The organism is Burkholderia sp. AU17457 (genome assembly GCF_002223255.1).
Classification (GTDB): Bacteria; Pseudomonadota; Gammaproteobacteria; order Burkholderiales; family Burkholderiaceae; genus Burkholderia; species Burkholderia sola.
Genome location: NZ_NKFB01000008.1, coordinates 1,119,547 through 1,140,973, shown reverse-complemented (window position 1 = coordinate 1,140,973; position 21,427 = coordinate 1,119,547). Strand labels below are relative to the sequence as shown.

Below are 21,427 nucleotides of genomic sequence, written 5' to 3'. Positions count from 1 at the left end.
CATCAGCAGGCCTGCTGCACGGTGTTCATCGCGTGGCGGAATATCGATGTGACGCGCGGGACGGAACACTTGCCACTGTCGCGCATTAGGCCGAACACCATTTCCGGCGGTCGATGGCGAGAAACTTCGTGATGCAGACGACCTTTCCACGATGCATCCGTCCCGGTGGCACGCTCCTTGCTGACCCGAACCGGTATCGCCGCATTGCACGCGGCTCCACCATGGGAACGCATCGCATGAGCCACACCCTCAACGTCGTCGCGATATCGGGCAGCCTGCAGCGGCCGTCGCGCACGCTGGCGCTGACCGACGCGATCGTCACGGCGCTCGGCGCCGCGCTGCCGATCGATACGCGGCTGATCGAACTCGGCGAGATCGGCAGCCGACTGGCCGGCGCGCTCACGCGCGCGCAGGTGCCGGCCGATCTCGATGCGCTGATCCGCGCGATCGAGACGGCAGACGCGCTCGTCGTCGCGAGCCCGGTATATCGCGCGTCGTACACGGGCCTCTTCAAGCACCTGTTCGACCTCGTGCGCCACGACGCGCTCGTCGACGTGCCCGTGCTGCTCGCCGCGACCGGCGGCAGCGAGCGTCATGCGCTCGTGATCGATCATCAACTGCGCCCGCTGTTCAGCTTCTTCCAGGCACGCACGCTGCCGATCGGCGTGTATGCGTCCGAAAGCGATTTCGATCAGTACCAGATCGCGAACCCGGCGTTGCGCGAGCGCATCGCGCTCGCCGTGGCGCGTGCGGTGCCGCAACTGCGCCCGCACGCGCTCTCCGCCGCGGCCGCGTAAGCCGCTTTTTCATTTCCCCTTCGACCAGGACACCTTCATGAGCCTTCCCGACCCTTCCGCCGACGGCGTCAAATTCGCGTACTGGGTGCCGAACGTCAGCGGCGGCCTCGTCGTCAGCACGATCGAGCAGCGCACCGACTGGAGCCTCGAATACAACCAGACACTCGCGCGCACGGCAGAGGCGGCCGGCTTCGACTACGCGCTGAGCCAGATCCGCTTCACGGCCGGCTACGGCGCCGAATACCAGCACGAGTCGGTGTCGTTCAGCCAGGCGCTGCTGCATGCGACGACGAAGCTCAAGGTGCTCGCCGCGATCCTGCCGGGGCCGTGGCATCCGGCCGTGGTCGCGAAGCAACTCGCGACGATCGACCACATCTCGAACGGGCGCATCGCGATCAACGTCGTGAGCGGCTGGTTCAAGGGCGAATTCACCGCGATCGGCGAGCCGTGGCTCGAGCACGACGAGCGCTATCGGCGCTCGAAGGAATTCATCCAGGCACTGAAGGGCATCTGGACGCAGGACAACTTCACGTTCAAGGGGGACTTCTACCGCTTCAACGATTACACGCTGAGCCCGAAGCCGGTGCAGAAGCCGCATCCGGAAATCTTCCAGGGCGGCAGCTCGCGCGCGGCGCGCGACAACGCGGCGAGCGTGTCGGACTGGTATTTCACGAACGGCAATACGCCGGAGAACCTGAAGGCGCAGATCGACGACATCCGCGCGAAGGCGGCCGCGAACAATCATCGCGTGCGGATCGGCGTCAATGCGTTCGTGATCGCGCGCGACACCGAGGAAGAGGCGAAGGCCGTGCTCGACGACATCATCCGGCATGCGCACGTCGAGGCCGTGCACGCGTTCGGCGATGCGGTGAAGCAGGCCGGCAAGGCGTCGCCCGAAGGCGAGGGCAACTGGGCGAAATCGACGTTCGAGGATCTCGTGCAGTACAACGACGGCTTCCGCACGAACCTGATCGGCACGCCCCGGCAGATCGCCGAGCGCATCGTCGCGCTGAAGGCGATCGGCGTCGATCTCGTGCTCGCGGGATTCCTGCATTTCATCGAGGAGGTCGAATACTTCGGCAAACGGGTGCTGCCGCTCGTGCGCGAACTTGAGGCGCAGCGGCAGGCCATCGCCGCGTGACGCCGACCCGCCCCCGGCGCGCCGCCCGCGATCGTGCGGGCCCGCGCGGCGGCACGACGCTTACGCGATGCCCGCCGACTTCGACGCCTCGATCATCATCTCCACGCCGAGGCCGCCGAGCACCGCGCCCATCGCCCAGCGCTGCGCGAGCAGCAACATCGGGCGGCCGTGCAGGAATTTCGCGAGGTTGCTCGAACAAATCGCGACCATCCCGTTGGCCGACGCGAACGCGGCAATCAGCAGCGAGCCGAGAAACAGCGACTGGCCGAACACGCTGCCTTGCCGGTAGTCGATGAACTGCGGCAGCAGCGACACGAACAGCATCGCGAGCTTCGGGTTCAGCACGCTGGTCGTCGCGCCCATCGCGAGCAGCCGCAGCGGCTGCTAGTTCGGCAGCGTCTTCACCTCGAACGGCGAGCGGCCGCCCGGCCGCACAGCCTGCCAGGCGAGGTACAGCAGATAGGTCGCCCCGACCGCGCCCAGCACGCTGCCTGCGTAGGGCACGCTCATGAACAGCGTCGTGATGCCGAACGCCGCGGCGAACATGTAGAACAGGTAGCCGAGCATCACGCCGGCGAGCGAGACGAGGCCGGCCGCCCGCCCTTGCGCGATCGAGCGCGACATCACGTAGACCATATTCGGCCCCGGCGTGACCGCGAGCATGCCGCCGATGACGAGAAACCCGTAGAGCGATCCGGACGTGTGCATGTTTTCCGCTTCCTGCATCGAGTGAGTGCTGACGAGGTTCATTGTCCGGCGCTGGAGGCGAACAGTAAAACGGGATAAACTGAACCGATTGATCAGTTTTTCTGAATCGACATGAAGAAGCTCGACCTCGACGTGCTCGCGATGGTGGTGGCCGTCGCGGAATCCGGATCGTTCGCGCAGGGCGCGCAGATCGTGCACCGGTCGCCGTCGGCGGTGAGCATGCAGATCAAGACGCTGGAAGACGCGCTCGGCAAGCCGCTGTTCATCCGCGACACGCGCAACGTGACGGCGACCGACGACGGCAGGATGCTGGCCGACTACGGCCGCCGGATGCTCGCGATGCGCGACGAGGCATGGGCGTCGGTCGTGCGCCCGGAGATCCGCGGCCGCGTGACGATCGGCGTGCCCGACGATTACATCTCGTCGCTGTTGCCCCAGGTGCTCGGCAAGTTCGCCGCGATGCATCCGCGCGTGGAAGTGCGCGTGATCGGCCAGCCGAGCAGCGCGCTCGTGCCGATGCTGAAGGACAACACGGTCGACCTCGCGTGCCTGACCCGCGTCAAGGGCGTGTCCGGCGAGCTGATCCGGCTCGAGCCGATCGTATGGACGGGATCGGCGAAACGGAACGTGTGGGAAGAGCGGCCGCTGCCGGTCGCGCTGTTCTCGCACGGCAGCATGGCGCGCGATCATGCGATCAAGGCGCTGAACCGGCGGAAGATTCCGTTCCGGATGTCGTATGAAAGCCCGAGCTTTCTCGGGCTGCTCAGCATGGTCGAGGCCGGCCTCGCCATCGCGCCGCTTGCGCGCTGCTGCGTGCCCGATCACCTGTTGCAGCTGTCGGAGAGCCACGGGCTCCCGTCGCTCGGCGAACTCGAGGTCGTGCTCGCGCGCAGCGCGCACTCCGCGCGGCCGCCGTGCGACTACCTCGCCGAGCAGATTTTGGGCGAATGGCGAGCCTGAGGCCCGCCTACGGTCTGCGCGTCAGCACGACGTCAACAGCCATTCGCGAAAGGCGACCAGCGACGGCAGCGTGTCGTTGCCCGGCGGGTAGACGAGGTAATAGCTGCGCTGGCTGGTAATCGCGTCGCCGATCGACACGAGCTCGCCGCGGCTCAATTCATCTTCCACGAGCACCTTCGGCACCAGCCCGATCCCCATTCCCGCTCGCACGGCCTGGATCAGGTGCGAAGTCAGCTCGAAGCTCGGGCCGACGCGCATCTGGCGATGGTCGAGCCGATAGTGCGAGAACCACTCGGCCCAGGCCTGCTGATTGCTCGTCACGCCCAGCAGCGTCTGCTTCGCGGCCCAGGCCGGCGTGCGCGCGTCGGCCTTGCGGCCGCGGCCGGTATCGGGCGGCGCGATCGCGACCAGGAACTCGTTGTACAGCCGGTGCGCGTGCAGGCCCGGCCAGTCGCCCGCGCCGACGGTGATCGCCGCATCGAGGTCGTCGTTGAGGAAATCGATCGCCCCGATCCGTGAATGCAGGTGCACGGTCACGCCCGGATGTGCGGCGTAGAAGCCGTGCAGGTGCGGCAGCAGCCATTTCGAGCCGAAGGTCGGCAGGGTGGCCAGCCGCAGCGAGCCGGCGCCCGCCTGGTGCGACATCGCCTGCAGCGTCGCGCCGCGAATGCGCCCGAGCGCGCCGCTCAGCTCGGCGAAGTAGCGGCGGCCGACTTCGGTCAGCTTGACCGAGCGGCCCTCGCGCCGGAACAGCGGCACGCCGAGCTGATCCTCGAGCGTCTGCACCTGCCGGCTGACCGCGCTCTGGCTCAGCGACAGCTCGTCGGCCGCGCGCGTATAGCTTTCATGTCGCGCGGCGGCCTCGAATACGAGCAACAGCGACATCGACGGGGTGAGGCGGCGGTAATTCATGAGTTTTATGCAAGTTTTGCCGGATGAGAATTCGTTTGTTTCTGGCGGGATATCCAAAGATACTGGAATTCCCGGTTGTGCGGAAACTTGCCAAAAAATCATGTTTTGGCGCGCGCGAACCGGTCGGCTCCACCTACATTGCGTTTTTACCCCATGTCGATCGTCCCGTTGCCCCGTCCCGCCAGCCCGTCCGTGAACGTTTACCGCGACTTTCTCGCCGCGCTGCGGGCGGCCGGCTTCGCCGGGGAAATCCATGCGGACCACGCGAACCGGACCGTGCAGGCGACCGACAACTCGATCTATCAGCGCCTGCCGCAGGCGGTGGTCTGCCCCGCGCATGCGGAAGACGTCCAGCTGCTGGCCCGGCTGCTGGCCGAGCCCGCGCACCGCGACGTCGCGGTCGCCGCGCGCGGCGGCGGCACCGGCACCAACGGGCAGTCGCTGACCGACGGCATCATCGTCGACCTGTCGCGGAACATGAACCGGATCCTCGAAATCGACGTCGCGCGGCGTCGGGTGCGCGTCGAGGCGGGCGTCGTCAAGGATCAGCTCAATGCGGCGCTGAAGCCGCACGGGCTCTTCTTCGCGCCGGAGCTGTCGACGTCGAACCGCGCGACCGTCGGCGGGATGATCAACACCGACGCGAGCGGGCAGGGCAGCTGCACGTACGGCAAGACGCGCGACCACGTGCTCGAACTCGATTTCGTGCTGATGGGCGGCGAGCGGCTGCACAGCGACGCGCTCGACGATGAAGAACTGGAACGCCGCTGCGCGCGGCAGGACCGCGTCGGCAAGGTGTATCGCACCGCGAGGCGGATCAGCGACGACAAGGCCGCGCTGATCGACGCGAAGTTTCCGAAGCTCAACCGCTGCCTGACCGGCTACGACCTCGCGCACCTGCGCGAAGCGGACGGCCGCTTCAACCTGAACAGCGTGCTGTGCGGTGCGGAAGGCTCGCTCGGCTTCGTCGTCGAGGCGAAGCTCAACGTGCTGCCGATCCCGAAGTTCTCGGTACTGGTCAACGTGCGTTACGCGGGCTTCATGGACGCGCTGCGCGACGCACGCGCGCTGCTCGAACTCAAGCCGCTGTCGATCGAGACGGTCGACTCGAAGGTGCTGATGCTCGCGATGAAGGACTTCGTGTGGAGCAGCGTGGCCGAGTATTTCCCGCAGGACGACGCGCGTCCGACGCTCGGCATCAACCTGATCGAATTCAGCGGCGACGACGAACACGACGTCGATGCGCGCGTGCGTGCGTTCGTCGAGCATCTGCGCACCGATACGAGCGTGGCGCGTCTCGGCCACACGCTCGCGGCCGGCGACGATGCGGTGAAGCGCGTGTATGCGATGCGCAAGCGTGCGGTCGGGCTGCTCGGCAACGTGCAGGGCGAGGCGCGTCCGCAGCCGTTCGTCGAGGATACCGCGGTGCCGCCCGAGAACCTCGCCGCGTACATCGCCGAATTCCGCGCGCTGCTCGACGGCCACGGGCTGCAGTACGGGATGTTCGGCCACGTCGACGCGGGCGTGCTGCACGTGCGCCCGGCGCTCGACATGAAGGACCCGAAGCAGGCGGCGCTGGTGCGGCCCGTGTCGGACGCGGTGGCCGAACTCACGCAGCGGCATGGTGGCCTTTTATGGGGCGAGCACGGCAAGGGCGTGCGCTCCGAATATGCGCCGGCGTTTTTCGGCGAGCTGTATCCGTCGCTGCAGCAACTGAAGGCCGCGTTCGATCCGCACAACCAGTTCAACCCGGGCAAGATCGCGACGCCGCCGGACTCGACGCTGCGACTGCTGAAGATCGACGAGGTGCCGACGCGCGGCGATCACGATCGTCAGATCGACGAGCGCGTGTGGCAAAGCTACGGCACCGCAATGCATTGCAACGGCAACGGCGCGTGCTACAACTTCGATCCAGACGACGCGATGTGCCCGTCGTGGAAGGCCACGCGCGAACGCGTGCAGTCGCCGAAGGGGCGTGCGTCGCTGATGCGGGAATGGTTGCGTCTGCAAGGGCAGGCCGGTGTCGACGTCGTCGCGGCGGCGCGCACGCGGCAGCCGTTCCTGCGCGGGCTGGCCGAGCGCTGGCGCAACAGCCGCAACGTCCGCGACGGCGACGCGGATTTCTCGCACGAGGTGTACGACGCGATGGCCGGATGCCTCGCATGCAAGTCGTGCGCGGGGCAGTGCCCGGTCAAGGTCAACGTGCCCGAGTTTCGCTCGCGCTTTCTCGAGCTGTATCACCGGCGTTATCTGCGGCCGCTGCGCGACTACCTGATCGGCTCGCTCGAATACACGATGCCGTGGATGGCGCGCGTGCCGGCGCTGTACAACGGGCTGATGGGCGCCGGCTGGGTGCGGACGCTGCTCGAGCGCCACGTCGGCATGGTCGACAGCCCGCTGCTGAGCCGCTTCGATCTCGCGGCCGTGATCCGCGCGTGGCGCGTGAAGCCGGCCGATGCGCATGCGCTCGCCGCGCTGAGCGATGCGCAGCGCGCGCGCAGCGTCGTCATCGTGCAGGACACGTTCACGCGCTATTTCGATACCGAGCAACTGGCGACGCTGATCGAGCTGGCGGCGCGCCTGGGCTTTCAGGTGTGGCTCGCGCCGCTCGCGCCGAACGGCAAGGCGCTGCACGTGCAGGGGTTTCTTCGCGCATTCGAACAGGCCGCGATCCGCAACGCGACGCAACTGGCCGCGCTGGCGCGCTCGGGTGTCGCGCTGGTCGGCCTCGATCCGGCGATGACGCTCACGTATCGGCAGGAGTACCTGAAGGTGACGGGGCTCGCCGATGTGCCGAAGGTCGCGCTGCCGCAGGAATGGCTGCTGGATGCACTGCCGGAAGCCGGTGCGGGCGGGGCGACGGTTTCGTATCGGTTGCTGCCGCACTGCACCGAGAAGACCAATGCGCCGGACAGCGGCAAGCAATGGGCGCAGGTGTTCGCGCGTCGTGGGCTGCGCTTGCAGGTTCAGGCGGCCGGGTGCTGCGGGATGTCGGGTACGTACGGACACGAGGCGCGCAATCTCGCGACGTCGAAGACGATTTATGCGCAGTCGTGGGCCGCGCACGTCGATGGGGCGGACGCGGAAGGCGAGGTGCTGGCGACCGGGTATTCGTGTCGCAGCCAGGTGAAGCGCCTGTCGGCGAAGCAGGTGCGCCACCCGTTGCAGGCGCTGCTCGATCACGTGCGGGCGGTGGGATGACGACAGGGCGGTGCGGGGCGCACGGCCGGTAACGGGGCGTCGATCGCGTGTCGAGCGGCCATCCCCGTGCCGCTGTCGACCTTCGCCGGCGCTGGTCAGGCGTCGGCTTTCGCCGCTTTCCGCGAATGCGGTTTTTCGGCCGCGGGAAACACGCCGCCGCCGCGGGGCCGTTTCGGCTCGATCCGCATTTGCCGGATCACGCGCCGGAAATCGATCTCGTGCGCGGCCAGCGTGCCGATCAGTTTCGCGATGACCGCGAGGTGGGAAGGGACGGTGCCCTTGCTCGAATAGTTGGTGATCGAACTTTCGTTCATCCGGATCAGGCGGGCGAACTCGCGCGCCGTCAACTGCGCCTTCTTCAACTCCTGTTGGAATTCCGCATACGCCATTGCACACATGATGCTTCGTCTCCGTGACTCTGAAATCGGCCCGCGCGGCGCCGGCGCCGACGAGTGGCGTTCCCGTCGTGCCGGCGCCGCGTCGGGTTACATCTTCACCTGGTCGAGGAAGGTCTTCTTGCCGCTCTTGTAGCCGTAGATCGAGATGATCCCGTGCGTCAGGTCGCCCTTCGCGTCGAACGTCGTCGTGCCGATCACGCCGTCGTACTTCGTCGCGGGCATCGCCGCGAGGATCTTCGCCGGGTCGGTGGAGTTCGCGCGCTTCATCGCGTCGACCGCGATGTAGACCGCGTCATACGCGAACGGCGCGTCGAACTTGATGCCCTGGTTGAAACGCTTCTGGTACTTCGCGAGGAAATCCGCGCCGCCCGGCATCTTCTCGAGCGCCGCGCCGGCCTGCGAGCAGAGCACGTTGTCGGCCGCCGGGCCGGCCAGTTGGGCCAGCGAGTCGGTGCACACGCCGTCGCCGGAGAGGATCTTCGCGCGCAGGCCGAGCTGCTTCGCCTGCTTCGCGAGCGGGCCGCCGGTGGCGTCCATGCCGCCGTACATGATCGCGTCGGGGTTCTCGCCCTTGATCTTCGTCAGGATCGCGCGGAAGTCGACCGCCTTGTCGTTGGTCGCGTCGTGCGACAGCACCTTCAGGCCGAGCGCCTTCGCCTTCTTCTCGAACTCGTTCGCGAGGCCCTGGCCGTACGCGGTCGAATCGTCGATCACCGCGACGCTCTTCACGCCCTTCGATTGCGCATAGCTCGCGAGCGCCGGACCCTGCTGCGCGTCGGTCGCGACCACGCGGTAGGTCGTCTTGAAGCCTTGCTGCGTGTAGGTCGGGTTCGTGGCCGACGGCGAGATCTGCACGATGCCCGCGTCGCTGTAGATCTTCGACGCCGGAATCGACGTGCCCGAGTTCAGGTGGCCGATGACGGCCACGACCTTGTCGTCGACGAGCTTCTGCGCCACCTGCGTCGCCTGGCGCGGGTCGGCCGCGTCATCCTGCGCGTCGAGTTGCAGCGTGATCTTCTTGCCGCCGATCGTCAGGCCCTTCGCATTGATTTCCTCGACCGCGAGGCGTGCGCCGTTTTCATTGTCCTTGCCGAGGTGCGAAATGCCACCCGTCGTCGGTTCGACGCTGCCGATCTTCACGACCTGGTCGGCCATCGCGCTCGACGCGGCCGCGAACGCGGCGGCAGCCAGTGCAACGGTGATCAGGGGTTTGCAGCGCATGCCGACAGTGCTTCGTTCCATCTGCCATCTCCGAATTGAATGTCTTTCTATTGACGTCTCGACCGGCCGGCTGGGGGCCGGGCGCGATCCGACGATTTTTGCCACCCGTCACGGGCGTCGCTTGCATGGCGTCCGGCCGGATGACCGGCCGCCCGGGCGAGCGGACGGGCACCCCGACGCCATGCAATTCGTATGAATATATCGGAACCCGCTTCTGTGCGCTGCGGCGCACCGTACAGCGGGCCGTCGCGGCCCGCGGATTGCGGTTCGCTGTCATCAGCCTGACGGCCGCATCCATTATTCGGCCGGTCGCCACGGCGAAGCCATGGACACTGGCTGGCGGTCAATCGGGAACTGTTCGGTCGATTTGTCTGCACAGTTTGGTCGATTGCGCCTCGCGTATCCGGTTTCATGGTCATGATTCATCGACGTCGATTGCCGTCGTTATGCAACTAACGGTCGAGTTTGGCGGCATCGATGAATGGGTGCCGATTGCACGGACCGAACCGTCCATTCAGATCGGCAAAGCGCGGGGCGTCTTGGGCCCGGCGTCGCGTCGGCCACGCACATCGCTGCATGCTCGCCGCTACGACCGTCCGCGCAATGCGACGACCACGACCCCCGCAATCGCCAGCAGGCCGCCGCACACCGTCGCGATGCTAGGCCGCTCGCCCGTCAGCACCACCGACAGGAGGGTCGCGACCGCCGGCGTCAGGTAGAGAAAGCTGGCCGCGCGCGCCGCGCCGAAGTAGCCGAGCGCGAAGGTCCAGGTCGCGTAACCGAGCGCGGCGGGAAAGACGCCGAGTACGACGACGGCCAACGCCGTGTCGCGCGACCCGCCGCCGAGCGATACGAGCGCGCCGGGCAGCCACGGCGCGAGCAGCACCGCACCGGCCAGCAGCGTGTACGCGGTGCACGGCAGCGCGCCGTACACGGGAATCAGCCGCCGCTGCAATACGAAATAGCTGGCCGAACACAGCGCCGCGGCGAGGATCAGCGTGCTCCCCGAGCCGAGGACAAGGCCGCCGGGCTGCCCTCGTGCGATCACCGCGATGCCGGCCAGGCTGACCAGCGATCCGAGCCAGCCCCAGCGATTGAAGCGCTCGCGCAGAAACACGGCGGCCAGCAACGCGGTGAAGATCGGCAGCGTGTTCACGATGAAGCTCGCCGCGCCGGCCGACACCGTCTGTTCGCCGGTATTGAGCAGCGCGTTGTAGAGTGCGATGCCGAGCAGGCCGCATGCGAGAAAGCGCCACGCGTCGACTTTCGTCGGCAGCGGCGGCCGCCGCCATGCGAGCCACGCGATCACGAGCAACGCGGCGGTCGCGAAGCGCGCGGCCGCGAGCTGCAGCGGCGCGAGGCCGTGCAGGCCGATCCGGATGAACGGGAACGCGGACGCCCACGAGACGATCGTGAACGCGACCGCCGCTGCCGCGACGAGCGGTTGTCGCGCGCGGCGCGACGTCGGTGACGAAAGCGTATTCATGCAGCCATGGTGCGGCGTCGCGAGATGCTAAGCTAGCGCACAGATCAATACCCGGATATGACTATGGCTCACAGCTCGCGGGCACGGCGGGCCGACGGTCCGGCGCCGGTGCGCCCGGTGGCCGCCGCACCGATGCCGGCCCCGCGGCCGCCGCTCGCGAGCCTGGAGACGGTCTGCACGGTGGCGCGCGAGGGTTCGTTTCTCGCGGCCGCCGACGCCTCCGGCGTCACGCACGGCGCGATCAGCCGACGGGTGGCCGCCGTGGAAAACTGGCTCGGGATGGCGCTGTTCGAACGGCATGCGCGCGGCGTGCGCCTGACGCCGGACGGGCAGCGCTTCGTCGGGCGGATCGAGCAGGCGTTCGCGATCATCGACAGCGCGGCCGATCAGTGGCGCTCGCCGCGCACGCCGCGGCTGGTCCGGATGAGCGTGGTGCCTGCGTTCGCGCAGCTCTGGCTGCTGGAGCGGCAGCAGGCGCTGGAGTGTGAAGCGCCCGCGTTGCGCATCGAGCTCGGTATCGAGCTGCGCAACGTGGATATCGCCGGCGGCGAAGCCGATCTGTCGATCCGGTACGGGCGCGGCAACTGGCGTCAGCTCGACACGCGGCCATTCATGCCGGAACGGCTGTATCCGATCGCCCATCCGCGGCTCGCCGCGCAACTGGCCAGAATGCGCCGCGCAACGGGCGACGCCGCGCTGCTCGACATGCCGTTGCTGCACGATTCCGACGTGACCGGCTGGCGCACGTGGTTCGATGCGCTCGGCATTCCGTTCAAGCCGCGGGCGCACGATCGCCGGTTCGAGGATTACAACCTCGTGCTCGCGGCGGCCGAAGCGGGGCTGGGCGTGGCGCTTGCGCGCACGCCGCTTGCTGATGCGTATCTGCAGCGTAGCGCGCTCGTGCGCGTGAGCCGTCACGAGGTCGATTCGCTGCTCAGCTATCACTTCGTGCATGCGAAGGGCGAGAATCGGCCGGAGGTCCTCGCGTTGATGGAGCGGATGGTGAAGGCGCTGCGGTAGCGCGCACCCGGCGGTTCGCGCAGGCGAGCGCTTCGGCACCCGTGTCATGCGTGTGGCGGGCCGCTGTCACGTTCGTTCGGCCGCGGCCGCCAAATCGTTACAATGCAGCCGCGGAATACGGCGAGATCGCCGCAGTGAAGCGGAATCGAGCCTTTGCCCGACGGCAGGGCAATCACCAACCATTACAGTACGGGTTCAAATTTGCATAAAAGGGAACCGATGAACAGACCAGACAAATCGTCGAAAGCGCGTGCGGCGCTGGATCAACTTTTTTCCGGCCTGGCGCCCACGGACGCGAAGCGTGAATCGCCGCGTCCGGGCAATCCGTTCGCAACGGACGACGAGGTGTCGAGCGCATCCGGCGGTCGCGGCGGGGTGGAAGTCACGCTGTCGACCCGCATCCAGTTGCGCGGCTATCCGAGCGCCGACGCGTTCATGAAGCGCATGGCCGAAGCGTGGGGCCTCGAGTGGGGCACGTACGACAGCATCCGCGCGGTGGCGACGCTGCCTGCCGGATGGCGCTCGCGCCGGCTTCCCGAAGTCACGCAGATCGTCGACGAGCGCGACGTGCTGCGCGCCGAGAGCAGCCTGCAGGGCGGCGAGATGTCGTATCTGAAGGTGCATCCGCGCTACTACATCGATGCGCGCAAGCGTTTCGGCTGGAGCAAGTCGTCGAAGGCATCCGACGATCCGGATCTCGACGGCCCCGACTGGAACTGCTTCGTGATCGATCGGGAAAAGTCCATCGAAGTGCACGAACTGACGACGTCGTCGTTGAAGGCCGATATGGACAATGCGCGGGCGACGCTGCTGAAATGGCTGGACGAGCACTATCCGAAACATCGCGATCCGTTTGCGTACTGGTCGGACTGCGAAGGGGCGTAGTACGCCGCTTTGCACGGCGGTGCGCTCGATGCATCGATCGGCCCGCCATGAGGACGAGCATTGAAACAAGCGCGTGTGGTTTCGATTCTCTGGGCAGCATTTGGCGCGGCGGTCGGATCGACCGTCGTCGAGTTGCTGCTCTGGGCAATCGCCGGCGACGACGCCGTCCAGAATCTGTTCCGCGACGCGCGCCTCACGGCCGCGATCGTGATGGGGCGAAGCGTACTCGGTGCGTCCCGCGGCTTCGATCCGCTGGTGATGGGCGTGGCGACGCTCGTGCATGCGATGCTTTCGTTGGCCTATGCGGCCGTGCTGGCACGGCTGGTTCACGGTCTGTCGTGCGTGGCCGCGCTGTTCGCGGGCGGCGCGTTCGGGCTTCTCCTGTACGGCGTGAACCTGTACGGGTTCACGGCGATCTTTCCGTGGTTCATCCCGGTCCGCGGTGCGATCACGCTGATCGCTCATCTGATCTTCGGGATCACGGCAGCCGCGGTCTACTATGCCGCCCGACGCGAATCGGCGTAATGGCTTCGAACCGGGTGCGTTGCGGTATGGCCCGCGATCGCGTCGTGCGCGAGGCGGCGACGCTGCCGGCCTCGCACCCGCTCAGCCGCGCTTTCCGCGCAGATCGTCGAATGGAATCGTCACGTGCGTGCGATACGTGGGTCGCGCCTTCAATCGTTCGTACCACGCCGTGACGTTCGGCACGTCGGGTCGCGCGATATCGAGTTCGAAATACCGGTAAAGGTGCGTGCCGGCCGCGATGTCGGCGAGCGTGACCGCATCGCCGGCAAGAACCGGCTGCCGGGCCAGCACGGTGTCGACAGCCGGAATACCGCGCGCATTGCGCGATGCGCACGGTATCGCGCTGCTCGGGCGGCGTGCAACGCGACGATCAGAACTTGTGGCGGATGCCGACGATCGCGAGTTCCTGCGTATCGGTGCCCGAGTTCACGCCGTACGAGCCGACCGACGCGGCCGCTTTCACGGTCGCCCCGCTCGCGTTGAGCGTATTGCCGCTCGCTTTCTGATAGCCGAACAGCGCATACAGGTCGGTGCGCTTCGACAGCGCGTAATCCGCGCCGAGGTTGACCTGGTTGTAGTGCGCGGAAGCCGGGCCCGTCAGCGACGTGTAGTTGTAGCCGACGCCCGCGCGCAGGGCCGGCGAGAACTGCCAGTTGAAGAATGCCGAACCGTTGTTGAACTTCGCGTTCTGGCTGAACGCCGACAGCGTGTCCGCGCCGTACTGCGTATTCGAATACGCAAGGCCGAAGGTCGCCGGCCCGGCCACGTACTGGCCGGCCACGCGCACGATCTGGATCGACTTCGCGCTCGAGAAGCCCTGGTTGATCACGGTGTTGAACAGCGTGTCCGAACTGCTTGACCACGTGCGCACGCCGTTCGCGACCGTCGTGCCGCCATTCGCGTAGAAGAAGCCGGCGCCGAGCGACAGCGGGCCGTTCGCATAGCTCGCGCCGAAGCTGTACGTGCGGCCGCTGCCGGTCGCGCCCGCGACGCCGCCGAAGCCGTACAGCGCCTCGAACTGGAAGCCGGAGATCAGCGGGCTCGTGTATTTCACCGAGTTGCTGACGCGCAGGCTGTTGTCGTAGTTGTCGAGATCGCCGGGCGTCGCGAACACGCCGCCGAAGTAGTTGTCCTGCGTGAGGCCCTGCACGAGATCGACGACCGGATCGTACTGGCGGCCGAGCGTCACGGTGCCGTACGTGCTGCTCGCGAGGCCGACGACGGCCTTGCGGCCGAATTCGCGCTGGCCCTGGCCGAGCGCGCCGGTGCCGATGTTGAAGCCGTTCTCGAGCTGGAACAGCGCGGACAGGCCGCTGCCGAGATCCTCGATGCCGCGCAGCCCCCAGCGGCTGCCCGACAGGTTGCCGCTGCTGAACTTCACGAGGCTCGACGCGTTGCTGCCGTTCGCGTTCTGCGCGTTGTGGACGTACGCGATGCCCGCGTCGGCGATACCGTACAGCGTGACGCTGCTTTGTGCGTGGGCGCCGGCGGCGACGAGCGCGGCCGGCAGGGCGAGCAGCGCGAATGACCGGATCTGTTTCATGGTTGGATTCCCCCGTTGGTCGATTGGTCTGACGAATCGGTGAACGATACGGACGGCGTATCGTCGAGGGAACCAATAAATTGTCGGATCCTTATGAGGCGGCGCGGCGATGGATGCGCATGCAACGGATTGACGCGCGGCGCGCGGATATCTCGTGCATCGTGCAGGCAGTCCCTACTGCGCCACGCTTTCCGCTTCCGCCGTTTCGCCGAGGAACCCGCCGCTCTGGTGCGCCCACAGCGCCGCGTAAATGCCGCCCGCCTGCAGCAACTGCTGGTGCGTGCCTTCCTCGACGATGTGCCCTTCGTCGAGCACGATCAGCCGGTCCATCGCGGCGATCGTCGACAACCGGTGTGCGATCGCGATCACCGTCTTGCCGTTCATCAGCGTGTCGAGGCTGCGCTGGATCGCGACTTCGACCTCGGAATCGAGCGCGCTGGTCGCTTCGTCGAGCACGAGGATCGGCGCGTCCTTGAGCATCACGCGGGCGATCGCGACGCGCTGGCGCTGGCCGCCCGACAGCTTCACGCCGCGTTCGCCGACTTCGACGTCGTAGCCGCTGCGGCCGTGGCGGTCACGCAGCCGGTCGATGAACTCGGCCGCTTCCGCGCGCACGGCCGCGTCCTGCATCTCGCGCTCGGTCGCATCGGGGCGGCCGTACAGCAGGTTTTCGCGCATCGTCCGGTGCAGCAGCGACGTATCCTGCGTCACCATCCCGATCGCGGCCCGCAGGCTGTCCTGCGTGACGTGCGCGATGTCCTGCCCGTCGATCCGGATCGCGCCGCCGTTCACGTCGTAGAAGCGCAGCAGCAGGTTCACGAGCGTCGACTTGCCGGCGCCCGAGCGGCCGATCAGGCCGATCCGCTCGCCCGGCCGGATCGTCAGGTTCAGCCCGTCGAATACCGCGCGATCGTTGTCCTCGTGCGCGAACTGCACGTTGTCGAACACGATTTCGCCGCGCTGCACCGTAAGCGGCTTCGCATCGGGCGCGTCGACCACGCTGCGCACCTTCGTCAGCGTGTTGATGCCGTCCTGGATCGTGCCGACGTTCTCGAACAGCTCCGTCATTTCCCACATGATCCAGTGCGAGTAGCTCGACAGGCGCAGCGCCATCGCGATCACGGCCGCGACGACGCCCGCGCTCGCCTCGCCGTGCATCCACAGATACAGCGCGAGCCCGGCCGAGCCGACCAGCAGCAGCGTCGACAGCAGGTGGTTGACGATCTCGAACGCACTGACGAGCCGCATCTGCGCGTCGCCGGTCGCCTTGAACGCTTCCATCGCGCGGCGCGCGTGGTCGGCTTCGCGCCGCGTATGCGAGAACAGCTTCACGGTCGTGATGTTCGAATACGCATCGGTGATGCGGCCCGTCATCAGCGCGCGCGCGTCGGCCTGCCGGCTGCCGACGGCGCCCAGGCGCGGCACGAAATACGCGCATGCCGCGCCGTAGCCGAGCGCCCACAGCACGAGCGGAATCATCAGCCGCCAGTCGAAGCTCGCGGCGAGCGCGAGGATGCCGATCAGGTACGCGGTGACGCCGATCACGACGTCGACCGACATGAACAGCGCGTCGCGCACCGCCAGCGCGGTCTGCATGATCTTGGTCGTCACGCGGCCCGCGAACTCGTTCGCGTAGAACGACAGGCTCTGGTCGAGCATCAGCCGGTGAAACAGCCAGCGCAGCCGCATCGGAAAGTTGATCGCGAGCACCTGGTGCTTGACCATCGTATGCAGCGCGATCAGCAGGGCGCTGCCGACGAGAATCGCCGCGAAACCGGCGAGCGTGCCGAAGTGGCGGCCGCCGAATTCGGCCGGCGTTGACGACGACAGCCAGTCGACCACGTGTCCCATCATCGCGAACAGCGCGGCTTCGTACGCGGCCAGTGCGGCCGACGTCAGCGCGATCAGCAGGATCCAGCCGCGCGCGCCTTTCGTGCACGCCCAGACGAACGAGAAGAATCCCTTCGGCGGCGTGACGGGATCTTCGAGCGGGAAAGTCGGCAGGCGCCGTTCAAACCACGAATACATCGACTTGTTCTCCTTATGCGGCCTGGCGCGGCGGGCCGGCCGGTGATGCCGGGCCGGACGCGATACGGTGATCGTGTGCCGGCACGTCCGTCCAGCCGACAGACGTTGCGCCGCGATCGTATGGCCCGGCGCCAAGTGTCGCATCGATTCGATCGTGCTGCAGGCCGGTTGTAAGTCGCGTCGGCCCTGCGAATGACGCCGGACCGGCGCATCGGCTCGCAGGCGGTTCATCACGCCCTTAAAAAAACCGCTTGACTATCTATCTATGAGTAGATAAAGTTCGATCCATGGAAACGAAACCGACCGTCCGCGAACAGATTCTCGACCACGCGATCACGCTGATGATGCAGCGCGGTTACAACGGCTTCAGTTATCGAGACCTGTCCGACCTGGTGGGCGTGAAGACGTCGAGCATCCACTACTACTTCCCGTCGAAGGACGATCTCGTGCTGGAAGCGGTGGCGGCCTACAGCGACGAAGTCCTCGCGGCCGTGCGGGCGATCGATCCGGCGTTGCCGGCCGACGTGAAGCTGAGCCTGTACACGAAGATGTTCGGCCGCACGCTCGGCGACGGCAACCTGATCTGCCTGTGCGGGATGCTCGCGTCCGACATCGAAACGTTGCCGGAGAGCGTGCGGCAGGCGGTGCAGGCGTTCTTCAAGGCCAACGAAAGCTGGCTTGCGGAATTGCTCGCACAAGGCGCGAAGGAAGGCACGCTGCAGTTCAGCGGCGAGCCGGAAACCGCGGCGCGCACGTTGTACGCGGCGTTCCAGGGCAGCGTGCTGGCCAGCCGGTTGTTTCACACGCGGGCGCGTCTCGAGGACGTCGAGGCCGTCTGGAAAACGCGGCCCTGACGGGCGGCGCAAGCAGTGAGGCGGTTCGCCGCCTTTTTATTGAATCTCGTTGTCTATCATGCAGTAGATAGATAATTTGGCGCAGACGGATCATCCGGCTGCATTTTTTGGGGATGTTTATCTATCTATGAGTAGATAAGCGAATGCGAAGCCGAGGCGGGAGCCACCGGCACGCGCTCCCCGGTTCGAAGGTTGTTTCATTCATTTGCTGAAAAGGAGTCTGTCATGTCGATCGAAAAAGTGCTGTACCGCGCCCATGCAAAAGCCACCGGCGGCCGCGACGGCCGTGCGACGGTGCCCGAAAGCGGCCTCGACCTGAAGCTGACCACGCCGCGCGAGCTCGGCGGCGCGGGCGGTGCGGGCGCGAACCCCGAACAACTGTTCGCCGCCGGCTACAGCGCGTGCTTCATCGGCGCGATGAAGTTCGTCGCGGCGCGCGACAAGATCGCGATCCCCGCGGACGCGGCGATCGAAGGCAGCGTCGGTATCGGCGCGATCCCGAACGGTTTCGGCATCGAAGTCGAACTGAAGATCTCGCTGCCGGGCCTCGATCGCGACATCGCGCAAACGCTGATCGACCGCGCGCACGTCGTCTGCCCGTACTCGAACGCGACGCGCGGCAACATCGACGTCACGCTCACGCTCGTTCAATAAGTCGCCTGCCAGCCATTCATCGTCATTCGAAGATTCGACCAAGGAGTCGCACCATGAAGATCGTCAAGCCGCTGCTGATCGCCGCCGCCGTCGCAGCCGCACTGTCCGCCGTACCTGCCGCGTTCGCCGCCGGCGCCGATGCCGTCGGTCCCGATGCGAAGACGAGCGCGTTTCTCGCCGCGCTGAACGGCCAGAAGGGCCCGGGCCTCGAAACGTTGAGCCCCGCGAAGGCGCGCCAGGTGCTGGTCGACGCGCAGAGCGGCGTGAAGGTGGATCTGTCCGGCATCGACGTGTCGAACCGCACGATCGAACAGGACGGCTTGTCGGTGCCGGTCACGATCGTGCGCCCGCAAGGCGTGACGGGCACGCTGCCGGTATTCGTGTTCATCCACGGCGGCGGCTGGGTGCTCGGCGATTTTCCGACGCACGAGCGCCTCGTGCGCGATCTCGTCGTGCAGTCGGGCGCCGTCGCGGTGTTCGTGAACTACACGCCGTCGCCGGAAGCGCGTTACCCGGTCGCGATCAACCAGGCGTATGCGACGACGAAGTGGGTGGCCGCGCACGGCGCGGAGATCGGCGTCGACGGCAGCCGCCTCGCGGTGGTCGGCAACAGCGTCGGCGGGAACATGTCGGCCGCCGTCGCGCTGATGGCGAAGGACAAGGGCGGCCCCGCGATCCGCTTCCAGGGGCTGATGTGGCCGGTCACGGATCACAATTTCAACACGGGTTCGTACAACGCATACCAGCAGGGCCACTTCCTGACGCGGCCGATGATGAAGTGGTTCTGGGACGCCTATACGAAGAACGAAGCGCAACGCAACGAGATCTACGCATCGCCGCTGCGCGCGAGCCTCGCGCAGCTGAAGGGATTGCCGCCCGCGCTGATCCAGGTCGCGCAGTTCGACGTGCTGCGTGACGAAGGTGAAGCATACGGCCGCAAGCTCGACGCGGCCGGCGTGGATGCGACGACCACGCGCTACGACGGCACGATCCATGATTTCGGTCTGCTGAACGCGTTGGCCGACGATGCGCCGACGAAGGCCGCCACGAAGGCGATGGCCAATGAAATCGCGACGCGGCTGAAGTAACGCGATCGGCGATCGCTCGAAGCGGCGCGACAGGACGGCGGGCAGGTGCCCGCCGTTTTTTGCGTGTGGGTGTTTCTCCGATACCGGCAGCAGGTCGTGCGAAACGGTTGAATGGCGAACGCGCCGTCGCACAATCGCGCCCGGCCGTCGGCATTGTTGGTACGATCGCGCGTATCGTTCACGCCGGCGTCGCCAGCCGCCGGCTCATCGGCCGGTTGCACGGTAGCGCGGCCACGTTCGGGAGAAGCGGTTCATGTTGCAGGCGTTCGCGGTCTTGCTGATCTTCCAGTGTCTCGGGGAAGGCGTGTCCTATCTGTTCGGCCTGCCGGTGCCGGGCCCCGTGATCGGCATGCTGCTGTTGTTCGGCTTCGTGATGCTGCGCCCGCAGGCGGCCGATGCGATCGAGCCGACCGCGCTCGAGCTGCTGCGTCACCTGTCGCTGCTGTTCGTGCCGGCCGGCGTCGGCATCATGGTGTCGGCCGACCGCGTGCGCGGCGACGCGGTCGCGGTCGTCGTCGCGCTGGCCGTCAGCACCACGCTCGCGATCGCGGTGACGGCGCTCGTCACGCGCGCGCTGCTGCGACGCCAGCACCGCGCGGGCGGCCCCGCGAAGGGCGCGCAATGACGGCGTTCCCGAAGCTCGGCGCGATCTGGGTCTATCTCGCCGCGAGCCCGCTGCTCGGCCTGACCATCACGCTGGTCGCGTATCTGTTCGCGCAGGCCGTCTATGCGCGGGCGCGTTTCAATCCGCTCGCGAATCCGGTGCTGATCGCGGTCGCGATGATCGTCGTGCTGCTGACGCTCACGCATACGCCGTATCCGACGTATTTCGAAGGCGCGCAGTTCGTCCACTTCCTGCTCGGCCCCGCGACCGTCGCGCTCGCACTGCCGCTGTACCGCCAGTGGTCGAAGCTGCGGCGCGCCGCGCTGCCGCTGCTCGTGGGCCTGCTCGCCGGTTCGCTGACCGCGATCGTGTCGGCGGTCGGCATCGCCGCGCTGTTCGGAGCGTCGCACCAGACGATCGCGTCGCTCGCGCCGAAATCGGCGACGACGCCGATCGCGATGGCCGTCGCCGCCGAGATCGGCGGCATTCCGTCGCTCACCGCCGTGCTCGTGATCTCGACCGGGATCTTCGGTGCGGTGTGCGCGCGCGGCATTCTCAACGTGCTGCGGATCGACGAGCCGGCCGTGCGCGGCTTCGCGCTCGGCGTCGCGTCGCACGGGATCGGCACCGCGCGCGCGTTCCAGGTCAGCGAGGAAGCCGGCGCGTTCGCCGGGCTCGGGATGGGGCTGAACGGCGTGCTGACGGCGTTCGTCGTACCGATCCTGCTGCCGGTGCTGTCGCGCTGGATCTGAGCGCCAGCCCGCGTCCGCCCCGGGGTATCGGTTTCCCCGATGGCGCGGACGGCGGGCCGAAAGGACCGCGCACCCGGCGCGCATGTATCGTCGACGTTATCAGGACAATTCAGGAACGCGCACGGACATTTGCGCGCCGATCGGCTAACGTTGCATCGGCGCCGTTGTCGCAAGCCGTCGCGTGCACGCCGGTGTCCGACCCACACTCAACAATCGACAAGGAGATCGGCCATGAAGCAGTCTCGCGTGGTTTCGGTGGCAGTAGCAGTAGCGACGTCGTTCGGCCTGTTGTTGACCGCCGCGCCGGCGGCATACGCGCAGGACGCGGCGGCGTCCGCGCCGACGCAGAAGCAGCTCGCCAAGGCGCAGAAGAAGGCGGCGCGCAAGGCGGCCCGCGCGCGGCACGCGTCGGACCTGAAGGCGATCGGCACCGGCAGCGGCTACCGGTTGACCAACGACCAGAGCAACTATCCGCAGAATGCCGTGCAGAAGGCGCCCGCGGCGAACGCGGCGCCGGCCGCGCCGGCTTCGGGCCAGTAACGGTCGAACGCGTTGCACAGGACGAACGGCGCCGGTCGACCCGGCGCCGTTCGTTCATGTGCGCAATGGCGGGACAGCAGGACAGCAGGACTGCGGGCCCGCGAGGCCCC

The 21,427-nt window shown here is 67.1% G+C and carries 20 protein-coding genes and 1 pseudogene; 13 read left to right on the top strand and 8 right to left on the bottom strand.

Annotated features, from left to right (window positions below; translation table 11 throughout):
* The first annotated feature begins 236 nt into the window (after nucleotides 1-236).
* Nucleotides 237-797 (top strand): FMN reductase, encoded by a 561-nt coding sequence (msuE, locus tag CFB49_RS35105; RefSeq protein ID WP_089493762.1) that lies wholly within the window; start codon nucleotides 237-239, stop codon nucleotides 795-797.
* Nucleotides 798-834: 37 nt separating this feature from the next.
* Complete coding sequence (gene sfnG / locus CFB49_RS35100; RefSeq protein ID WP_069619720.1) at nucleotides 835-1,938, top strand: dimethylsulfone monooxygenase SfnG; 1,104 nt, start codon at nucleotides 835-837, stop codon at nucleotides 1,936-1,938.
* A 60-nt stretch (nucleotides 1,939-1,998) separates the two neighbouring features.
* Here the strand turns inward: sfnG and CFB49_RS35095 are convergent.
* Nucleotides 1,999-2,646 (bottom strand): annotated as a pseudogene (locus CFB49_RS35095) (LysE family translocator).
* 111 nt (nucleotides 2,647-2,757) lie between these two features.
* Between CFB49_RS35095 and CFB49_RS35090 the strand changes: the two are divergent.
* Complete coding sequence (locus CFB49_RS35090; RefSeq protein ID WP_069619721.1) at nucleotides 2,758-3,606, top strand: LysR substrate-binding domain-containing protein; 849 nt, start codon at nucleotides 2,758-2,760, stop codon at nucleotides 3,604-3,606.
* A gap of 21 nt (nucleotides 3,607-3,627) precedes the next feature.
* Here CFB49_RS35090 and CFB49_RS35085 read toward each other — a convergent pair whose 3' ends face one another.
* A complete protein-coding gene (locus tag CFB49_RS35085; RefSeq protein ID WP_089493676.1) occupies nucleotides 3,628-4,518 on the bottom strand; it encodes a LysR substrate-binding domain-containing protein in 891 nt (296 codons plus the stop codon).
* 153 nt (nucleotides 4,519-4,671) lie between these two features.
* Between CFB49_RS35085 and ydiJ the strand changes: the two genes are divergently transcribed.
* Nucleotides 4,672-7,719: a D-2-hydroxyglutarate dehydrogenase YdiJ gene (ydiJ, locus tag CFB49_RS37230; RefSeq protein ID WP_089493675.1), complete on the top strand. Its 3,048-nt coding sequence runs from the start codon at nucleotides 4,672-4,674 to the stop codon at nucleotides 7,717-7,719.
* 95 nt (nucleotides 7,720-7,814) lie between these two features.
* Here the strand turns inward: ydiJ and CFB49_RS35075 are convergent, their stop codons facing one another.
* The 3 genes from CFB49_RS35075 to CFB49_RS35065 all read right to left on the bottom strand — a co-directional run bounded on the left by CFB49_RS35075 (nucleotide 7,815) and on the right by CFB49_RS35065 (nucleotide 10,824).
* Complete coding sequence (locus CFB49_RS35075) at nucleotides 7,815-8,117, bottom strand: DNA-binding protein (RefSeq protein ID WP_089493674.1); 303 nt, start codon at nucleotides 8,115-8,117, stop codon at nucleotides 7,815-7,817.
* An 87-nt stretch (nucleotides 8,118-8,204) separates the two neighbouring features.
* On the bottom strand, nucleotides 8,205-9,359 hold the full coding sequence (locus tag CFB49_RS35070) for a branched-chain amino acid ABC transporter substrate-binding protein (RefSeq protein ID WP_069619725.1): 1,155 nt from the start codon (nucleotides 9,357-9,359) through the stop codon (nucleotides 8,205-8,207).
* A gap of 565 nt (nucleotides 9,360-9,924) precedes the next feature.
* Nucleotides 9,925-10,824, bottom strand: coding sequence for a DMT family transporter (locus CFB49_RS35065; protein WP_089493673.1), 900 nt, complete (start codon nucleotides 10,822-10,824; stop codon nucleotides 9,925-9,927).
* 57 nt (nucleotides 10,825-10,881) lie between these two features.
* Here CFB49_RS35065 and CFB49_RS35060 point away from each other — a divergent pair, with 57 nt between their 5' ends.
* The 3 genes from CFB49_RS35060 to CFB49_RS35050 all read left to right on the top strand — a co-directional run bounded on the left by CFB49_RS35060 (nucleotide 10,882) and on the right by CFB49_RS35050 (nucleotide 13,254).
* Nucleotides 10,882-11,844: a LysR substrate-binding domain-containing protein gene (locus CFB49_RS35060; RefSeq protein WP_089493672.1), complete on the top strand. Its 963-nt coding sequence runs from the start codon at nucleotides 10,882-10,884 to the stop codon at nucleotides 11,842-11,844.
* Nucleotides 11,845-12,063: 219 nt separating this feature from the next.
* Entirely contained in the window at nucleotides 12,064-12,729 is a 666-nt protein-coding gene (locus tag CFB49_RS35055; protein ID WP_069619728.1) for a nitroreductase, read from the top strand.
* 60 nt (nucleotides 12,730-12,789) lie between these two features.
* On the top strand, nucleotides 12,790-13,254 hold the full coding sequence (locus tag CFB49_RS35050) for a sodium:proline symporter (RefSeq protein ID WP_089493671.1): 465 nt from the start codon (nucleotides 12,790-12,792) through the stop codon (nucleotides 13,252-13,254).
* Between the two features lie 81 nt (nucleotides 13,255-13,335).
* On the opposite strand, the gene CFB49_RS35045 is transcribed toward CFB49_RS35050, so the two are convergent.
* The 3 genes from CFB49_RS35045 to CFB49_RS35035 form a co-directional block, all read right to left on the bottom strand.
* The gene (locus CFB49_RS35045; protein ID WP_256979941.1) at nucleotides 13,336-13,545 is read right to left on the bottom strand and encodes a glutathione binding-like protein; all 210 of its coding nucleotides are present in this window, start codon (nucleotides 13,543-13,545) and stop codon (nucleotides 13,336-13,338) included.
* A gap of 79 nt (nucleotides 13,546-13,624) precedes the next feature.
* Nucleotides 13,625-14,797 carry a porin gene (locus tag CFB49_RS35040; RefSeq protein ID WP_069619731.1) on the bottom strand — a complete coding sequence of 391 codons (1,173 nt, stop codon included), beginning with the start codon at nucleotides 14,795-14,797 and terminating at the stop codon, nucleotides 13,625-13,627.
* Nucleotides 14,798-14,971: 174 nt separating this feature from the next.
* Entirely contained in the window at nucleotides 14,972-16,825 is a 1,854-nt protein-coding gene (locus CFB49_RS35035; RefSeq protein WP_069619732.1) for an ABC transporter ATP-binding protein, read from the bottom strand.
* Between the two features lie 287 nt (nucleotides 16,826-17,112).
* Here CFB49_RS35035 and CFB49_RS35030 point away from each other — a divergent pair, with 287 nt between their 5' ends.
* From CFB49_RS35030 to CFB49_RS35005, 6 genes are all read left to right on the top strand, one after another.
* Nucleotides 17,113-17,679 carry a TetR/AcrR family transcriptional regulator gene (locus CFB49_RS35030; protein WP_089493670.1) on the top strand — a complete coding sequence of 189 codons (567 nt, stop codon included), beginning with the start codon at nucleotides 17,113-17,115 and terminating at the stop codon, nucleotides 17,677-17,679.
* Between the two features lie 225 nt (nucleotides 17,680-17,904).
* Entirely contained in the window at nucleotides 17,905-18,333 is a 429-nt protein-coding gene (locus tag CFB49_RS35025; RefSeq protein ID WP_050015594.1) for an organic hydroperoxide resistance protein, read from the top strand.
* Nucleotides 18,334-18,386: 53 nt separating this feature from the next.
* Nucleotides 18,387-19,421 (top strand): alpha/beta hydrolase, encoded by a 1,035-nt coding sequence (locus tag CFB49_RS35020; RefSeq protein WP_089438087.1) that lies wholly within the window; start codon nucleotides 18,387-18,389, stop codon nucleotides 19,419-19,421.
* Nucleotides 19,422-19,674: 253 nt separating this feature from the next.
* On the top strand, nucleotides 19,675-20,046 hold the full coding sequence (locus CFB49_RS35015) for a CidA/LrgA family protein (protein WP_069619736.1): 372 nt from the start codon (nucleotides 19,675-19,677) through the stop codon (nucleotides 20,044-20,046).
* Nucleotides 20,043-20,777: an LrgB family protein gene (locus CFB49_RS35010; protein WP_069619737.1), complete on the top strand. Its 735-nt coding sequence runs from the start codon at nucleotides 20,043-20,045 to the stop codon at nucleotides 20,775-20,777. Before CFB49_RS35015 ends, CFB49_RS35010 begins: the two co-directional genes overlap by 4 nt.
* A gap of 231 nt (nucleotides 20,778-21,008) precedes the next feature.
* Nucleotides 21,009-21,317: a hypothetical protein gene (locus tag CFB49_RS35005; protein ID WP_089493669.1), complete on the top strand. Its 309-nt coding sequence runs from the start codon at nucleotides 21,009-21,011 to the stop codon at nucleotides 21,315-21,317.
* The last annotated feature ends 110 nt before the right edge of the window (nucleotides 21,318-21,427 follow it).